Origin of the sequence: Pseudomonas sputi, from assembly GCF_021603585.1 — a bacterium.
GTDB classification, from domain to species: Bacteria; Pseudomonadota; Gammaproteobacteria; order Pseudomonadales; family Pseudomonadaceae; genus Aquipseudomonas; species Aquipseudomonas sputi.
In genome coordinates this window covers 144935-161048 of sequence record NZ_BQHI01000001.1, presented here as the reverse complement: position 1 = coordinate 161048, position 16114 = coordinate 144935, and the positions used below count along the sequence as shown (strand labels likewise).

General features: G+C 62.7%; 17 protein-coding genes. 7 read left to right on the top strand and 10 right to left on the bottom strand.

From position 1 onward, the window contains the following. Positions 1-42: 42 nt before the first annotated feature. The 5 genes from L6D81_RS00765 to L6D81_RS00745 form a co-directional block, all read right to left on the bottom strand. Positions 43-825, bottom strand: coding sequence for a fimbrial biogenesis chaperone (locus tag L6D81_RS00765; RefSeq protein WP_236177493.1), 783 nt, complete (start codon positions 823-825; stop codon positions 43-45). A 24-nt stretch (positions 826-849) separates the two neighbouring features. Beyond that, positions 850-1350, bottom strand: coding sequence for a Csu type fimbrial protein (locus L6D81_RS00760; protein ID WP_236177491.1), 501 nt, complete (start codon positions 1348-1350; stop codon positions 850-852). 4 nt (positions 1351-1354) lie between these two features. After that, entirely contained in the window at positions 1355-1891 is a 537-nt protein-coding gene (locus tag L6D81_RS00755) for a Csu type fimbrial protein (RefSeq protein ID WP_236177489.1), read from the bottom strand. A gap of 20 nt (positions 1892-1911) precedes the next feature. Then, the gene (locus L6D81_RS00750) at positions 1912-2445 is read right to left on the bottom strand and encodes a Csu type fimbrial protein (protein ID WP_236177487.1); all 534 of its coding nucleotides are present in this window, start codon (positions 2443-2445) and stop codon (positions 1912-1914) included. 100 nt (positions 2446-2545) lie between these two features. Then, positions 2546-3055: a Csu type fimbrial protein gene (locus L6D81_RS00745; RefSeq protein WP_236177781.1), complete on the bottom strand. Its 510-nt coding sequence runs from the start codon at positions 3053-3055 to the stop codon at positions 2546-2548. Positions 3056-3341: 286 nt separating this feature from the next. On the opposite strand from L6D81_RS00745, the gene zapE reads away from it, so the two are divergent. Both zapE and L6D81_RS00735 read left to right on the top strand, forming a co-directional pair. After that, positions 3342-4475, top strand: coding sequence for a cell division protein ZapE (gene zapE, locus L6D81_RS00740; protein WP_236177485.1), 1134 nt, complete (start codon positions 3342-3344; stop codon positions 4473-4475). A gap of 62 nt (positions 4476-4537) precedes the next feature. Beyond that, the gene (locus L6D81_RS00735) at positions 4538-5851 is read left to right on the top strand and encodes a leucine-rich repeat-containing protein kinase family protein (RefSeq protein ID WP_236177483.1); all 1314 of its coding nucleotides are present in this window, start codon (positions 4538-4540) and stop codon (positions 5849-5851) included. A gap of 38 nt (positions 5852-5889) precedes the next feature. On the opposite strand, the gene L6D81_RS00730 is transcribed toward L6D81_RS00735, so the two are convergent. Next, positions 5890-6594, bottom strand: a complete 705-nt coding sequence (locus tag L6D81_RS00730; RefSeq protein WP_236177481.1) for a YebC/PmpR family DNA-binding transcriptional regulator — start codon at positions 6592-6594, stop codon at positions 5890-5892. 220 nt (positions 6595-6814) lie between these two features. On the opposite strand from L6D81_RS00730, the gene L6D81_RS00725 reads away from it, so the two are divergent. Continuing rightward, entirely contained in the window at positions 6815-8221 is a 1407-nt protein-coding gene (locus L6D81_RS00725) for a type VI secretion system Vgr family protein (RefSeq protein WP_236177479.1), read from the top strand. A gap of 3 nt (positions 8222-8224) precedes the next feature. Here the strand turns inward: L6D81_RS00725 and L6D81_RS00720 are convergent, their stop codons facing one another. Continuing rightward, complete coding sequence (locus L6D81_RS00720; protein WP_236177477.1) at positions 8225-9616, bottom strand: FAD-dependent oxidoreductase; 1392 nt, start codon at positions 9614-9616, stop codon at positions 8225-8227. Positions 9617-9687: 71 nt separating this feature from the next. Next, on the bottom strand, positions 9688-11013 hold the full coding sequence (locus L6D81_RS00715) for an MFS transporter (RefSeq protein WP_236177475.1): 1326 nt from the start codon (positions 11011-11013) through the stop codon (positions 9688-9690). A gap of 270 nt (positions 11014-11283) precedes the next feature. On the opposite strand from L6D81_RS00715, the gene L6D81_RS00710 reads away from it, so the two are divergent. Next, positions 11284-12156: a LysR family transcriptional regulator gene (locus L6D81_RS00710; RefSeq protein ID WP_064380790.1), complete on the top strand. Its 873-nt coding sequence runs from the start codon at positions 11284-11286 to the stop codon at positions 12154-12156. Positions 12157-12180: 24 nt separating this feature from the next. Here L6D81_RS00710 and L6D81_RS00705 read toward each other — a convergent pair whose 3' ends face one another. Continuing rightward, positions 12181-13041, bottom strand: coding sequence for a LysR substrate-binding domain-containing protein (locus L6D81_RS00705; protein WP_236177474.1), 861 nt, complete (start codon positions 13039-13041; stop codon positions 12181-12183). A gap of 113 nt (positions 13042-13154) precedes the next feature. Between L6D81_RS00705 and L6D81_RS00700 the strand changes: the two genes are divergently transcribed. Next, positions 13155-14264: a 2-aminoethylphosphonate--pyruvate transaminase gene (locus L6D81_RS00700; protein ID WP_236177472.1), complete on the top strand. Its 1110-nt coding sequence runs from the start codon at positions 13155-13157 to the stop codon at positions 14262-14264. A gap of 57 nt (positions 14265-14321) precedes the next feature. After that, the gene (gene phnX, locus L6D81_RS00695; RefSeq protein WP_236177470.1) at positions 14322-15149 is read left to right on the top strand and encodes a phosphonoacetaldehyde hydrolase; all 828 of its coding nucleotides are present in this window, start codon (positions 14322-14324) and stop codon (positions 15147-15149) included. A gap of 111 nt (positions 15150-15260) precedes the next feature. Here the strand turns inward: phnX and L6D81_RS00690 are convergent, their stop codons facing one another. After that, on the bottom strand, positions 15261-15566 hold the full coding sequence (locus L6D81_RS00690) for a hypothetical protein (RefSeq protein WP_236177468.1): 306 nt from the start codon (positions 15564-15566) through the stop codon (positions 15261-15263). 10 nt (positions 15567-15576) lie between these two features. On the opposite strand from L6D81_RS00690, the gene L6D81_RS00685 reads away from it, so the two are divergent. Then, entirely contained in the window at positions 15577-16095 is a 519-nt protein-coding gene (locus tag L6D81_RS00685) for a hypothetical protein (RefSeq protein WP_236177466.1), read from the top strand. Positions 16096-16114 lie beyond the last annotated feature (19 nt).

The window sequence follows — 16114 nt, the reverse complement described above, 5'->3', positions numbered from 1 at the left end:
GCTGGCGCCGAAGCCTGATCACTTCGACATGACTCGCTACGGCTATCGCGCCGGCGGAATGCTCTGCGCCTTGGCCGCGCCATTGACCCGTCCCGCCAGCTCTGCAGCCCCCGGCCCCGGTGCCGGCCAGCGCATCACTGCACCGGGCAACACATAACCGAGCAGGCCTTCGGCCAACGGTTTGCTTTGGCCACCCTGCATGATGGCGACATCGGTCAGCCGCGCATGCACCGCGCCCTGATTGCGCACTTCCACATAAGGACGGCCCTCCACCGCCACCGTGCGCCAGCTCAATTGCGGCAGGCCGATACCCTTGGGGTCACGCTGACGGGCGCTGTCCTCCTTGCTCCACAGGCCCGCGCCATAGGCGAACAGCGGCACCGAATAGCGCATCTGGAAGCGGATCGCCGCAGCGGTCTTGCCGTCTTCGACGACGGGCGGCTGGCCCGAGGGGATTTCATCGATGATGATCCGGTATGCCAGTTCCTGGCCTGGCGGCACGTCCCTGGTGCGGGTCAGGCGCACCAGTTGCTTCTGTCCCGGCTCGATCTTCGCCACCGGCGGACTGCCGATCACCTCGCGCTGATTACGGTACTGCTCTTCGAAACCGCTCTGGCTCCAGCCGAACACGCGGATCTGCAGGTTGGCGGTTTCAGTACCGCGATTTTCCAGCCACAGCGCACTGGCCTGCTGATCGGCTTCCAGCACCGGATCGATCGGCCAGATCAGCACCGAACTGGCAGCCTGGGCCTTGAGCATCCCGAACATGAGCAGCACCAGCACGGCCCGACACACGGACGAATGGCGTGACGTGAAAAACCCCATAAACCTGCTCCTTGTCATGTCACATCACCACGACAGCTGCACCTGCAACACATCGCTGTATGTCCCCCCGGGCAGATTGCCCGGCAATAGCACCTGCCCGTAGATCGGCAGACTGATGTTGTTCGCGTCGCTGTAGGCCACCGCCACGCTCTGGCCGATGCCCAGGCTCTGGCTGTACGCCGCATCGCGAAACAGCGCATACGCGACCTTCGCACTGCCCCCGTTGATCTGCATGCGTCGCCCGCCGCTGTTGTATTGACCGCCATCGACCGTCATGTTCAGCGCCACCCCCGGCGTGCATTGCAGCGAGACGCCGCCGGTCAGCGCGACCTGCACCGTATCGGTGGCCAGCGCCGATCGCGAACCGAAATTCAGCCCGCCATAGTTCGATACGCCCCCCACCACCAGACAGCCCGGCGTCACCGTGGCACTGACCTGGAAGCTCTGACTGGTCACCGCCGCCAACGGCAGCGGCAAGCTGCACGCACACAGCAGAAGCAGCGCCGCACAGCCATGCCGGCCCATGGCACTAGAACGTCAGTTCAACGGAAATCGTGTCGGTGTACGTACCCGCCGGCAGCCCGGCCTTGCCCACCGCCTGACCGTAGATGTTCACGGTCTGCGCCACGCCGGTGCTGGCCGCGAGGTTGATCACCCCGTCGATGGCCAGCAATTGCGAGTGTCCGGCGTCGGTGTACAGGTCATACGGCACATAGTTGGCAACCCCGTCGTACAGCGCGCGCGTGCCGCCCGGCGAGAGACCGTCATGGGCACCGGCCCGGACCTTGACCGTTGGCGTGGTGCCGGCCGAGCACAGGATCGACAGCGCCCCGCCCCCGCCGCCCAGCACCTGCCCGGTGGCCGTGGTGAACAGGCTGTTGGCGGTGCCGAAGTTCAACGCACCGAAGTTCAGCCCGGTAGAACCGCCGGAACCGTTGACCTGGCAACTGCTGATCAGGATCAGGCTGGAGGTGATCTGGCCGGTGACCGTGGTGGCGGCATTGACGCTGGAAGCGAGCGTCAGGCCGAGCAACGACAAACCTATCCTTGATGCAATCGTATGCATGATGTCCGTCCTCTGCGGGGTTACCAGTCGAGCGTCACCGTCAGGGTGTCGGTGTAGACACCGGCCGGTACCGCACGGGTGTTCGCCACCACCGAGCCAAATACCGGGATGGGTATCTGTGCGCCGCTGGTGACAGCGAAATTGTGTTGTTGACCGATGCGGTAGCTCTGGCTGCCGGAGGCATCGAGAAACAGCTGATAGGGAAGTGTCTGGCGCCCGTTGCTCAGCCGGCGAGTCGTGCCGTCGCCATGGGTGCCGCCGTCGATAGTCACGGTAAACCCGGTGACCGAAGGGTTGCAGGCGACATTGAGCTGGCCGCTGCCTGCTTCGCTGAGGCTGGCCTTGATCGGCGCGTTCCAGGTCGGGCCCTGCTGGCCGAAATCGAGAGCGCCCAGCCCATCCACCGGACTGGCGGGGCTGGTCGCGTTGGTCACCTCGCAACCGGCAATCAGCGTCAGCCGCGCAAGGATCTGCCCACTGACCGCCGCTGATGCGAACTCGGTGAACATCAGCAGCGTGGCTGCGGCGATGACCCGCCCGTGTCTGCCCATCATTGAGCCCCTACTCCCTCAGGATCACTCGACCACTGCGCTCATCATTGAACGCCCGTCCCTGCGCCACCCGGTTCCACCGAATGGCTGAAAAACTCCGCGATCACCAGGTGACCGTTACTTTCACCAGATCCGAATACCGGCTGACCCGTGGCACCTCGGCCATCCGTTCGATCCGCCCGTATAACGGCAAGTCCACCGTGCCGCTGTCCGGCACCCGGCCACTGACCGGCACATCCACCACCAACGGCACCCGCCGTGCGGCGTCCTGATACAGGCGATAAGGAATAGGCTTGCCGCCGGCCTCCCCCGCCATATAGCGCACCTCGCCAACGCCACCGTGCAGGCCGCCATCGACGCGCAGCTGATACGGGGTGTCCGGGTTGCATTCCAGACGTGGCAGACGCGGATTGATCAGCGCCGCACCGAGAGGCCCGTCCCGGTCGCCGAGCCGTGACGTAGTGCCGAAATCGAGCACGCCCGGCTGCTCAATGCCGGCTTCGCGTTGCTGGCCGATCAACTGGCAACCGCGCTGCACCTCGACCCGCACCTCGACCTGAAGGTCGGCAGCGTGGACCGGTGCCGCGAGCCCGCCCAGCAATGCCCAGACCATCCCTGCATTCACCGCCTGCTCCTTGATCGCGACGGCGTCGGTGCCGTTACAGTGTTTCAGGTTAGCAACGGACGCCAATTGCGCCAGTCGACTGGATCCAGTCACCGGCCGGACTTGTTTCAAAAGGTTGGCAACAGGTCGATTCATAATGTTGAAAAAACCTGTACACGCCGCAGATTACTGTGCGGAAAAACGATAAAGCGCAGTGGAAGCAAAACTACCCGTCTGGTTACACTACGCCGCCGCGCTCGGGGTGAGCCGGCCCGATGATGACGGAGTGACTGCAGTGCCCACCCGACCGCCCGAACGTCCGCGTCTGACCCATCGCTGGTCAGCCCTGCGCCGCCTCTTCGGCAAACGCTCCACTTCTGCTGCCGGCCAGTGCGCTGCCAGCGCGCAATCGGTCCGCGACTACTTCCAGCAAAAGGCCCGGGGCCAGGGCTACACCCTCAGCCACAGCCAGCAGCGGGTCATCGACTGCATGGCGCAGCAGGCCGGTCTGTTGTTCGGCACCCCTGCGCGAACTCCGCCCAGCCTGTATCTGCACGGGGCGGTCGGGCGCGGCAAGAGCTGGCTGCTGGACGGATTCTTCCAGGCGTTGCCGATCCAGCAAAAGCACCGCCTGCATTTCCATGGATTCTTCGCCCAACTGCATCAAGGCATGTTCGAGCATCGTGCCTGCGACGACGCCCTTGCCGTCACCCTCGACGCACTGCTGCAGGACTGTCGGGTGCTGTGTTTCGACGAGTTTCATGTGCATGACATCGGCGATGCGATGCTCATCAGCCGCTTGTTCAAGGCCCTGTTCAAGCGCGGGATCCTGCTGCTGGTGACCTCCAACTACCCACCGGAAGGCTTGTTGCCCAACCCGCTGTACCACGCGCGGTTCAAACCGGTGATCGACCTGATCAATGCGCGCATGCAGGTCATGGAGGTCGGCGGCCCCCACGACTACCGCAGCCAGGCGCGCCGTCACGCGCATCAGCTGTTTACCCAGGGCCATTACGTCTGGCCGGCCACCCCGGCGCAACGCCAGACCTTGAACCTGCCGCCACTCGACGCCACGCCGTTGCCTCTGACGGTCGGCAGCCGGGATTTGCAGGCGCGCCTGTGCGAAGACCGGCGCGTGGGGTTCACCTTCAACGACCTCTGCGAACAGCCCACGGCGGTGATGGATTATCTGGAACTGTGCCGGCGTTTCGACCACTGGATCATTGATGATCTGCCGGAGCTGGGCGAATGTTCGATCGCCGCCCAGCAGCGTTTCATCAACCTGATCGACGTGCTCTACGACCAGGACAAACACCTGACCCTGCTCGGCCAGCTCCCGCTGCGCGAAAGCCTCGGCGGCCAGGCGATCGATCTGGCCCGCACCCGCAGCCGGCTCGGGCAATTGCGCGAAGTGCACGAACCGGGCTGATTTGCCGTTATCATGCGGCCCATTTCCGGCGCCCGTGCGCCTTCTCGATAGCGATCCTTTTCATGCACACCCTTGCACAACTGCGCGCCGGCGAACTGTCAGGCATCACCCGGCTCGATCTGGCGGAAGGCCTGACTGAATTTCCGTCAGAGATTTTCAACCTGGCCGATTCGCTGGAAGTGCTCAACCTCAGCGGCAATGCCCTGAGCAGCCTGCCGGATGACCTGCACCGTCTGACACGCCTGCGCGTGCTGTTCTGCTCGGACAATCAGTTCACGCAATTGCCGGCGTGCCTGGGCCAGTGCCAGGCGCTGACGATGATCGGCTTCAAGGCCAACCGCATCACTCAGGTGCCGGGCGCGGCGCTGCCGCCGCATTTGCGCTGGCTGATCCTGACCGACAACGCCATCGAAACCCTGCCCACGGAGCTGGGCGAACGACCGATGCTGCAGAAACTCATGCTCGCCGGCAATCGCCTGCGCTGCCTGCCGCCGTCACTGAGCCAGTGCCATCGGCTGGAGCTGATCCGCATCGCCGCCAACCAGTTGACCGAGTTACCGCGATGGCTGCTGACCCTGCCGAGCCTGACCTGGCTGGCCTACGCCGGCAATCCGCTGGAAACCGAAGCCGATGCCGCCGCACTCGGCGCCGCGCCCCTGATCGACTGGTCGGCGCTGCAGCTGGAACAACGGCTGGGCGAAGGCGCTTCCGGGGTCATCTACCGGGCGCAGTGGCAGCCTGCGGATCAGCCGGCCACGCCCGTGGCAGTCAAGTTGTACAAGGGCGAAATGACCAGCGACGGCTCGCCGCTGCATGAAATGAACGCGTGCATCACTGCCGGGCTGCACCCCAACCTGATCCGCGTCGAAGGCCGCATCGGTCAACATCCCGATGGTCAGCAAGGCCTGGTGATGCAGTTGATCGATCCGAGTTACCGCAACCTGGCCGGGTTGCCGAGCCTGGCGTCCTGTTCACGGGATGTGTATGCCGAAGATTACCGTTTCAGTGCCGAGGTCGCCCTGCGCATCGCCCGGGGCATCGCCTCGGTCGCCGGGCATCTGCACGGTCACGGCATCACCCACGGCGATCTTTACGGACACAACATTCTGTTGAACGATCAGGGCGATTGTCTGCTGGGGGATTTTGGTGCGGCGTCATTCCATGCCACGGCGGACACGCCTGAAACCCGCGCCTTGCAACGCCTCGAAGTGCGGGCGTTCGGGATTTTGCTGGGGGAACTGCTGGCGCGCATCGACTCGGGGTTGAGCGATGAGCAGCGTCAGGCGCTGGAAGCCCTGGAACAGCGCTGCTGTCAGTCGGATGTGCTGGCGCGGCCGGGGTTCGGCGAGATCAGCCAGGCGTTGCAACACGGCTGAAAAAAATCGCAGCCCGAAGGCTGCGATGTTCTGGTTTGTCAGCCGGCCAGACCGACGAACATGTCCTGCACGTCGTCATGGTTGTCCAGGCCTTCGAGGAAGGCCTCGACTTCAGCCATCTGCTCGTCGCTCAGGCCACTGACCGGGTTCTTCGGCTGGTAGCCCAGCTTGGCCGACAGCACGGTGAAGCCTTGTCCCGGCAGAGCTTTCTGCACGGCATCAAGGTCGGTCGGGTCGGTCAGGAACAGGGTCGCGCCGTCTTCGCCCGGCTCGAAATCCTGAGCACCGGCTTCGATCGCGGCCATTTCCGGGTCGGCGTCCGGGGTGTCCGGCGATGCTTCGATCATGCCGACATGGTTGAAGTCCCAGGCAACGGAACCGGAAGCCCCCAGTTGCCCCTTGCGGAATGCCACGCGGATTTCCGCCACGGTGCGGTTGATATTGTCGGTTACGCACTCGACGATCAGCGGCACCTGATGCGGTGCAAAACCTTCGTAGGTCACGCGATGGTATTGAACGGTTTCGCCCAGCAGGCCTGCACCCTTCTTGATGGCGCGATCCAGGGTTTCCTTGGGCATCGAAGCTTTCTTGGCCTGTTCGACCACCAGACGCAGGTGTGCGTTGGTGGCGGTATCGGCACCGTTACGTGCAGCAATGGTGATTTCCTTCACCAGTTTGCCGAAGATCTTGCCCTTGGCGTTGGCTGCCGCTTCTTTGTGTTTAACCTTCCACTGTGCGCCCATTACTCACTCTCTTGATCTGTGGCGCCGAGACATCTATTGGCCGACGCATGGCGCCAAGTTTATACGGCCTAAAGTCGGCAATCGACCAAAAATTCCGATGCGCATCGACATCTTCTACGCGCCTTGTAGGGCGATTCTGAAAAACCGGTTTGCCACGTCCATTCAGCGCCGCGTTTTCGTACCCTCATTCGCCCGTATTGCCTGACAGAGCCCGCCCCCCATGCTCAATGACAAGGAAAGTCCGTTTTCGCTGACCCTGGCCGAAGGCGGGATCCGCCTGCCGGTTCTGCGCTTCAACGGTCATGAGGCGCTGAATCAGCCTTATCGGTTCGACGTCGAGGTCATGGGCCTGGCGCCCGCCTGGTCACCCGGCACACTGCTGCATCAGGCGGCGTTTCTGCATCTGGGCGACGACCACGGGATTCACGGCATCATTCAAAGTGCCAGCTGCGAACACCGGGCAACGCACCGGATCGCCTACCAACTGGTGCTGATGCCGCATCTGCAAGCGCTGGAGCAACATCCCGTACGCCGGGTCTTCACGCAATTGAGCGTGCCGGCCATCCTTGAGCAATTGCTCAGTGAACATCACCTGCCTGCTCACAGTTACCGGATCGAGATGACCGTCGGCCACTACCCGCCGCGCCCGTTCTGCATTCAGTACGAAGAAACCGATCTGGCGTTTTTGCAACGGCTGTGTGAGGAGGAAGGCATCCACTATCACTTCGAACATCAGCCGGACGGCCATGTGGTGGTGTTCGCCGATGACAGCCTGAGCCTGCCGCAACAACCGACGGCGATTCCTTTCAACACGCAGATCGATGCGCCAGCAACCGGCCTCAGCAGCCTTTTCCAGCGCCATGAGGCAGTGCTACCTCAGATGCCCGCCGGCGTGCATGAGCGAGGGCAAGCGATTGCGGGCCAGGAGGCCGCCAATCACACGCTGGGCAGTGCCATCGCCCCAGCGGGATTTCTACCGACTGCGCAACGTCACGCGGCCCAGCGCAGTCGTCGCCTGCTGGAGCGCCAACGCTGTCGATCGCGCTCGATTCAGGGCCGCAGCGATTGTCCGCGATTGCTCAGCGGACGCCTGTTGCAAGTGATGGATCACCCGGTAAGCGCGTTCAACGAGCAGTGGCTGATTACCGACTTGCGTCATCAGGGCCAGCAACCTTCGATTCTCGATCCGGTGCCGACGGTTCGCCGCTATCACAACGATTTCACGGCGCTGCCGTGGTCGACCCCGTTTCGTCCGCCGCCGAAACAACCGCGTCCGGGCATTCCGGGGTATCACCCGGCGCAATTGCTCGGTGCGCCGGGGCAACCGGCGCAAGTGGACGAACAGGGACGCATTGCCGTCCGGTTGTGGCCGGAACACTCACTTGACGGCGCAAGCGAAGGGCTGTGGCTGCCGGTGGTCATGCCCCATGCCGGCGCCGGCCTGACTCGGGAACATCTGCCCTGTGCCGGCAGTGAGGTCTGGGTGAGTTTTCTCGACAGCGATCCCGACCGGCCGGTCCTCTGCCTCGACGCCTGCCGGCCTCAACCGGCACAACCGAAAGAAACCGAGCCCGACGATGACCTCCTGCTCGACTGGCTGCTCAACCGCTCCGCCCCGCCGCGCTGACGATCAAGCCTTGTCGGCCTTGCCCGCCGCCGCCGCGAGTTTCGCCAGACGCACGTCAAGGTGCCGGGGCCATCGTCCGTGATCCTCGGCGCGCTCCTTGCGGCGAATGGCGTTGCGCACTATCAGCGAGCCGAGGTAGCGGATCGGCTCCGGCGGAAAGTAACCCAGCGGCCCGTTGACCAGCGGCGAACGCGTCCACGGGTTGTCGAGGCCCTGCACCAGCGAAGCGAGGATCTGCCCGCCCATGTGGCACGGCCCGACACCGCTGCCGGAATAACCGAAACCGTAGAACACATTACCGCTGGCACTCATCTGGCCGAAGAACGGCAGGCCGGTGACCGAGCGATCCGAAGGACCGTTCCAGGTGGCGTCAACCTTCACATTGGCGAACGCCGGGAAGAAGTCGTCGAGGCTGCGCTTGAGCAAACCGGTATAAGGCGATGGCTGGTCGAACACCGGCAGCATCCGCCCGCCGAAAGCGAAGGTGTTGCCGCCTTTGCCGAGCATGATTCGGCCGTCCGGGGTGTTGTGGTAGTAGTGCACGAAAATCCGCGAATCAAGCACGGTCACGCCGCTGGTCAAACCGATTTCCTGCAACAGGTCCGGACGCGGTTCGGTGATCAACATGTCACTGGAGACGATCGCCACGCTGCGCTCGAACTGCGGAAAGGCGCGGGCCATCCACGCGTTCATCGCCAGTACCACGCGATCGGCGGCCACCCGCCCGTTCGCCGTGTGAAGGCGCGCCGGGCGGCCCTCCTCCAGCCCCGTCATCGCCGTGCTTTCGTGAATCCGCACGCCCAGTTGCAACGCCACCCGGCGCAAGCCACGCACCAGTTTGCCCGGCTGCACACTGGCGGCGGCGGGCGAGAACCAGCCTTCCAGGTGTTTTTCCGAACCGGCCATGCGCTGTACATCGGCGACCGGCCGTTGGGTAAACGAATTTATGCCATTGCGTTCCAGCGCCGCGATCACCGCATCGGTGGCGCCGCATTGCGCGCGGTTGGTGGCGGTGTAAAGCGTGCCGTCGAGCCGGTAATCGGCATCCACGTCGTACTGCTCACAGAACTCGCCGATGGCGTGGATGCTGCGCTCCGATTCCTTGACCAGCCGCACCGCTTCTTCAACGCCGAACAGCCGCTCGAGGGTGAAGTACTTCGCCGACCACGACAGCGCACAACCGCCGTTGCGCCCACTGGCGCCGGCACCGCAGATGTCGGCTTCGATCAGCAACACATCGAGTTCGGGGTTCTGCTGTTTGAGCATGATCGCCGTCCACAACCCGGTATAACCGCCGCCAACGATGCACACGTCAGTGCGCACGTCGCCTTGCAGCGGCGGGCAAGGTTGGGACGTGTCGAGCTGCAAAGCCTGCTCCAGCCAAAACGGTCTCATGGGATTCTCCAGTCAGTCAGCCACGGCACTGCCTGCCGCGAGCGCCGCAGCAGGCCGCGAGGCAAGGTTTTTCAGTTACGCAGGGGTTTGATGCTCAGGGCGCGATTGGGCACGCAGGCACGCGGTTCCATGACGCCGACCGGACGGCTGTTCCAGTGCGGAATCAGCACCAGCGCCGAGAACAGCGCGCAACCGGCGAACACGATGAACACCGTCACCGAGTCGAAGTAGCCCGGCAGCAAACCACCGAGCACCGCACCGACCGAGCCGCAGCCGTTGACAAATCCTGCCGCCGTGGCGCCGGCCTTGGCCTTGCCGAAATCGATCGCAGCCGCGCCGCTGATCATCGAATCCGGGCCGTACAGGGTCAGGCCCATCACAAACAGCAGTGCCACCACCAGCATCACGCTGCCGGTTTGCAAGGCGCCCATGAACAGCGCGAGGGTCACGGTCAATGCCAGCAGGCTCAGCACGCAGGCCGGCATGCGGCGGGCACCGAACAGTCTGTCCGAGGCCAGGCCGATCATGATCGGCCCCAACAGCCCGGCCAGCTCGAACGCCGTGGGAATGATCGCCGCACCGACCTTGCCGACCGAAGGCATCTGCTCGAACACAATCACCGGGCCCCACAGCAGAATCGCGTATCGCGCCGGTTTCAACAGGAAATACGCCAGACCCAGCACCAGCACCGTACGGTTGCGCAGGATTTCCTTGAGCGGTTCCCACACGCTGAGTTTGCTGTTGGCTTCGGCTTCCTCGGCGCTGATGACCGGCTCCGGCTCCACAGCGGGCAGGCCTACATCTTCCGGTTTATTGCGCTGAAAGATGAAGAACAACACCGCCACCATCGCCACCACCGCCGCACTGGAAATGAACGCCGCGTGCCACGAACCGATCAGCGTGTACGCCCACCAACCGGCGAACGGCGAGGCCACCAGACCGCCGAATGCATAACAGGAACTCCACAAACCGAGCACGCGCCCGCGCTGTTCGGAAGGGAAGAAACTGCCGAGGTTCTTGCACAACCCCGACCAGCCAGTGGACTGCGCCAGCCCCTGAATCAGCATGCAGGTGGCGAAGATCGGCAAGGTTGCGAAGCTGCCCATCACCAGCGCTGCAGCGGCGGAAATCAGCAAACCACCGAGCACCACGACCCGCGGGCCGAAGCGATCGGCGAGCATGCCCCAGGTGAACTGGCCGATGGCGTAGGCCGCCAGGTAAATCGCGTCGAGGTTGGCCATGGCCATTTTGTCGAGGGTGAAGCTTGGGTCTTCGGCGATGCCCAGTTTGGCCACCGAAAAGGCTTTGCGGGTGAAATAGAACGCGGCGTAAGCGAGCCAGGTAATAGCGAAGATCTGCATGCGCCAACGCGCAAGGGTGCCGATGTGCTTGTTCATTGTGGTTCTGACCTCAGGGTGTGAGTGTGCCGGCAGAATCGTTAAGTAAACGCCTGTGTTTTTTATTGTTGAGCACTGCGATATCACCCCGTCCCTTCGGCGATACCGGTCAGATGAGTCCTGGTGTTGCACGCACAGGCTCATGGCCAGCGTCGCTGCCCGACCGGACAGTCAGCGTTGGCGTGAGCCGATCAAAGCAATTACTGTTTAATAAATAAAATCGATTTATCGTATTTCACAAATAAGCTCAGCTTGTTAATGGAGTCAGCCATGTCGGTTTCACACGCCCAGCTCAAAGCCTTTCACGCCGTGGCCGTGCACGGAAGCTTCACCAAGGCCGCCGAGCGGCTTTATCTGACGCAACCGGCGATTTCCGACCAGGTGCGCAAACTCGAAGAACGCTTCGGTGTGTTGCTGTTTCATCGCAACAAACGCTCGGTGCGCCTGACGGATCTGGGCGAACGCTTGCTGGCAATCACCCAGCGTCTGTTCGTGGTTGAGGCCGAAGCCCAGGAGTTGTTGCAAGAGTCTCAGGCCTTGCAGACCGGCAGCCTGATTCTGGCGGTGGATGCGCCGGTGCATGTGTTGCCGCAGATCGCTCGGTTCTGCGAACGCTATCCGGGGATCAGCGTGAAGATCGAGACCGGTAACACCGATGAATCGCTGTTTCGCCTGTTCAACTATCAGGCCGATCTGGCGTTGCTGGGGCGCGATGTCAGCGATGAACGCCTGCTGTGCGTACCGCTGCGCAACGACCCGATGGTGGCGTTTGTCTCCCGCCATCATCCGTGGGCCGAGCGTGAATCGATCTGCCTGGAAGATCTGGACGACACGCCGCTGGTGCTGCGCGAACACGGCTCGGTGACCCGCCAGACCCTGGAAGAGGAAATGGCCCGCGCCGGTTTCCGCATCCGCCCGGCGATTCAGGTCGAAGGCCGGGAAGCCGCGCGCGAGGCGGTGGTGGTGGGGATTGGCGTGGGGGTGGTGTCGGCGGCGGAGTTTGGTGCGGACTCGCGGGTCTGCGCGCTGCCGATCACCGATTGCACCCGGCGCCTGACCGAAACATTGGTGTGCCTGCGCGAGCAGAGTTCGCGGCGAGTGGTGGCGACGTTTCTCGAGATGGTGCGCGAAAGCTTGGTATAGATCGTTCCCACGCTCTGGTGGGTATCAGGTGGGGGCCAATCCGAAAAACGCCTGAATCAAGCGCAACTCCCGCCGTCGCTCCACGCAGCCGATCATGTGCCGGTTCACCAGCCCTTCTCCCGCAATGGGAATCGCGACAACGCGCGGATCGTGGCTGACCTCCACCGATGACACCACCCCAACCCCCAGCTCAACCGCCACCGCCTCCGTTACGGCCTCGCGGCTGTCCAGTTCCAGCAACACCCGTGGGCTGACCGACGCCTGGGCGCAGGCCTGATCAAACGTGCGCCGGGTAATCGAACTCGGCTCGCGCAACACCATGATCACCTGATCCAGCGCCTCGAGCCTGACCTCGCCGCTGCGTGTCGCCCACGGATGCCCTGCCGGCACCAGCGCGCAAATGCGCGATTCACTCAGTGCTTGCAGATGCAGCCCTTTGCGCGGCTCGACCTCGGTCAGCACCGCCACATCAGCATGTTCGGACAACAACGCAGCCAAGGTTTCCTGAGCATTGCCCAACCGCAGATTCACGGTGATTCCCGGATAGCGCGCCCGCAGGCTGGCGAGCATCGGCATGACCAGGTGCGGGCCGTCCGCCGCCACCTCAAGACGCCCGGTCAGCAACTGCCGGTTGGCCTCCAGCAGCGCCTGGGCCTCTTCGGCCATGCCGAACATCGCCCGGGTGATCGCTGCCAGTTTGGTGCCCTCCTCCGTCAGCTCGACCCGGCGTGCCGTGCGTCGCAACAGGGTGATCTGGTAATGCTCCTCCAGCGCCTTGATGTGCCCGGTGACCGCCGGCTGGCTGATGAACAGGCGTGCGGCGGCCCGGGTAAAGCTGCCTTCCCGGGCCACGGCATCGAAGGCGCGAAGCTGGAACAGGTTCATGAATAACCCTCACTGATGGTTGGCATAACAATAAACAATTTGATTGATGATCCGCCGAATTGCAACGTAGGCCCCGTAGCTTCATCCCACAGCGCAATCGCGAGGACACACGAATGAGTACTGCCGCACCCATCCTGCTCACTCCCGGCCCGTTGACCACCTCGGCCCGCACCCGCCAGGCGATGATGGTCGACTGGGGTTCATGGGATGACCGCTTCAACCAACTGACCGCCAGCCTGTGCGAACAACTGCTGGCCATCCTCAACGGCGCCGCCACCCACCACTGCGTGCCGTTGCAGGGCAGCGGCACCTTCGCCGTCGAAGCCGCGATCGGCACCCTCGTCCCCCGTGACGGCAAGGTGCTGGTGCTGATCAACGGCGCCTACGGCAAGCGTCTGGCGAAAATCTGCGAAGTGCTCGGCCGCTCGTTCAGCACCTTTGAAACCGCTGAAGACGAACCGACCACCGCCGCCGACGTCGACCGCCTGCTGCGCGCCGACAGCGACATTACCCACGTCGCGCTGATCCATTGCGAAACCAGCACCGGCATTCTCAATCCTTTGCCGGAAATCGCTCAGGTCGTCGAGCAACACGGCAAACGTCTGATCATCGACGCGATGAGCGCGTTCGGCGCACTGCCGGTGGATGCACAGCAAATCCCGTTCGACGCATTGATTGCTGCCTCCGGCAAATGCCTGGAAGGCGTGCCAGGCATGGGCTTCGTGTTTGCCCGCAAGGAATCTTTGGCCGCAGCCGCCGGCAACTCGCATTCGCTGGCGATGGACCTGTTCGACCAGCACAGCTACATGAAAAAGACCGGCCAATGGCGCTTCACCCCGCCGACTCATGTGGTCGCGGCACTGCACGAAGCGCTGCTGCAATACCACGAAGAAGGGGGGCTGCCGGCGCGGCATGCGCGTTACGCCGCCAACTGCCAGGCGCTGATGGAAGAGATGGGCAAACTCGGCTTGCGCAGTTTCCTGCCGGCTGCGATCCAGGCGCCGATCATCGCGACCTTCCACGCACCGAAAGATCCGCGCTACCAGTTCAAGGACTTCTACGAACGGGTCAAGGCCAAGGGTTACATCCTCTATCCCGGCAAGCTGACCCAGGTCGAAACCTTCCGCGTCGGCTGCATCGGCCACGTCACCCCGGCGCAGATGCGCGAAGCCGTCGCGGCGGTGGGTGAAGTACTGCGCGAGATGGAAGTGCTCGACATCTGATTCGAACAGCTCGCGCCCTCATTTGAATTGCATTGCCCACACAGGATTCTGACCAACATGAACTACAACAACCCAACCCGACTGCAAGCCGCCATTCTCGACTGGGCCGGCACCGTGGTCGACTTCGGTTCTTTCGCACCGACCCAGATCTTCGTCGAAGCCTTCGCCGAATTCGACGTTCAGGTCTCCATCGAAGAGGCCCGTGGCCCGATGGGCATGGGCAAGTGGGATCACATTCGCACCCTGTGCGACCAGCCGTCAGTTGCCGAGCGCTATCGCAAGGTGTTCGGCCGCACCCCGACCGACGATGATGTCACCGCGATCTACAACCGCTTCATGCCGCTGCAGATCGAGAAAATCGCCGAGCATTCGGCGCTGATTCCCGGCGCGCTGGAGACCATTGCCAACCTGCGCCAGCAAGGGATCAAGATCGGCTCCTGCTCCGGTTATCCGAAGCAGGTGATGGACAAGGTCGTGGCACTGGCCGCCACCAACGGCTATATCGCCGACCACGTCGTCGCCACCGACGAAGTGCCGAACGGCCGCCCTTGGCCGGCCCAGGCCCTGGCCAACGTGATTGCGCTGGGCATCGACGATGTCGCCGCCTGCGTGAAGATCGACGACACCGTACCGGGGATTCTCGAAGGGCGTCGGGCCGGGATGTGGACCGTTGCGCTGATCTGCTCCGGCAACGCGCTGGGCCTGGATTACGAAGGCTACCGCGCACTGGGCAGCGACGCGCTGGCCAGCGAGCGCAAGCGCATTCACGCGCTGTTCGAGGGCTCGCGCCCGCACTACATGATCGACACCATCAGCGATCTGCCGCAAGTGATCGCCGACATCAACAAGCGCCTGGCCAAAGGGGAAATGCCGCAAAACAATTAAACTCCATAGAAAAAGCCGCCAGCTGAAACTAGCTGGCGGCTTTTTATTAATGCACTACCTATTCTGAACAGATAACTAGTGATCCATCATCTTCCTCCAAGAAAAACAGAATCATTCGGAAACCAGATTACCCTGCGCATCGTAAATCAGCCCGTCTGGATACTTCACCGAACCATCTGCCAGTTGTTCGGTTCCATCAGCCCAAACAATGCGCCCATCGAGATATTCGACTGTACCGTCTGGCCAGACGATGCGTCCGTCGGGGTATTCGACCCTGCCGTCCGTATGCTGAATGATGCCGTCCGGACGCGTCACCGCCGTCTGCTGCGCATTCACCAGACTGCCATCGGCCAACACGGTGGATCCATCCGGATTACGGCGGCTTCCAATCGCACTCAGCAGGTTGATCAGCGCCACAGGGTCTACGTTGACATTGAGCGTAGGCCACGGCATTGGGGGCCTGGCGACATTGACTGGCGTGCTCGGCGTCACAGGTGGCGTGTTTGGCTTGACCGGCGGAGCAGGTTTTACTGGTGGCCTGGCCGGGGGCACGGATGGTTTCACAGGCGCTGCCGGAGGCTTGACTGGAGGCTTTACCGGCGGCTTGACGGGCGGAACGGACGGCTTGGTTCCCGGCTTGGAGGGCGGCGTGATCACAGGCTTCGGTCTTGGCTTCGGCACCGTTGGTTTGGCCATTGCCTTTTTGACAATAAATCCATGTTTGTTATTAAGAAGAATATTGAAAGCCATGATTAAATCCTTTTTCCATTACAGCATCCTTATCGACGCCATTGATTTATTTATCGAGCCGAATTTCAACTTTCGACTGCCACAGACAATAACCACCTCACTTGGCGTTCTCAAACTTTCGCAAATACAAAATATAAACAAAGCCTTGTTACAGCCATCCGGCCGGCACGTTGATAACGCACTGCACTGCCAATGACATGCGTCAATAAAAAACG

Coding starts and splice junctions, on each gene's coding strand:
- L6D81_RS00765 (WP_236177493.1), bottom strand. CDS start 825: ATGGGGTTTTTCACGTCACGCCATTCGTCCGTGTGTCGGGCCGTGCTG.
- L6D81_RS00760 (WP_236177491.1), bottom strand. CDS start 1,350: ATGGGCCGGCATGGCTGTGCGGCGCTGCTTCTGCTGTGTGCGTGCAGC.
- L6D81_RS00755 (WP_236177489.1), bottom strand. CDS start 1,891: ATGCATACGATTGCATCAAGGATAGGTTTGTCGTTGCTCGGCCTGACG.
- L6D81_RS00750 (WP_236177487.1), bottom strand. CDS start 2,445: ATGATGGGCAGACACGGGCGGGTCATCGCCGCAGCCACGCTGCTGATG.
- L6D81_RS00745 (WP_236177781.1), bottom strand. CDS start 3,055: ATGGTCTGGGCATTGCTGGGCGGGCTCGCGGCACCGGTCCACGCTGCC.
- L6D81_RS00735 (WP_236177483.1), top strand. CDS start 4,538: ATGCACACCCTTGCACAACTGCGCGCCGGCGAACTGTCAGGCATCACC.
- L6D81_RS00730 (WP_236177481.1), bottom strand. CDS start 6,594: ATGGGCGCACAGTGGAAGGTTAAACACAAAGAAGCGGCAGCCAACGCC.
- L6D81_RS00725 (WP_236177479.1), top strand. CDS start 6,815: ATGCTCAATGACAAGGAAAGTCCGTTTTCGCTGACCCTGGCCGAAGGC.
- L6D81_RS00720 (WP_236177477.1), bottom strand. CDS start 9,616: ATGAGACCGTTTTGGCTGGAGCAGGCTTTGCAGCTCGACACGTCCCAA.
- L6D81_RS00715 (WP_236177475.1), bottom strand. CDS start 11,013: ATGAACAAGCACATCGGCACCCTTGCGCGTTGGCGCATGCAGATCTTC.
- L6D81_RS00710 (WP_064380790.1), top strand. CDS start 11,284: ATGTCGGTTTCACACGCCCAGCTCAAAGCCTTTCACGCCGTGGCCGTG.
- L6D81_RS00705 (WP_236177474.1), bottom strand. CDS start 13,041: ATGAACCTGTTCCAGCTTCGCGCCTTCGATGCCGTGGCCCGGGAAGGC.
- L6D81_RS00700 (WP_236177472.1), top strand. CDS start 13,155: ATGAGTACTGCCGCACCCATCCTGCTCACTCCCGGCCCGTTGACCACC.
- phnX (WP_236177470.1), top strand. CDS start 14,322: ATGAACTACAACAACCCAACCCGACTGCAAGCCGCCATTCTCGACTGG.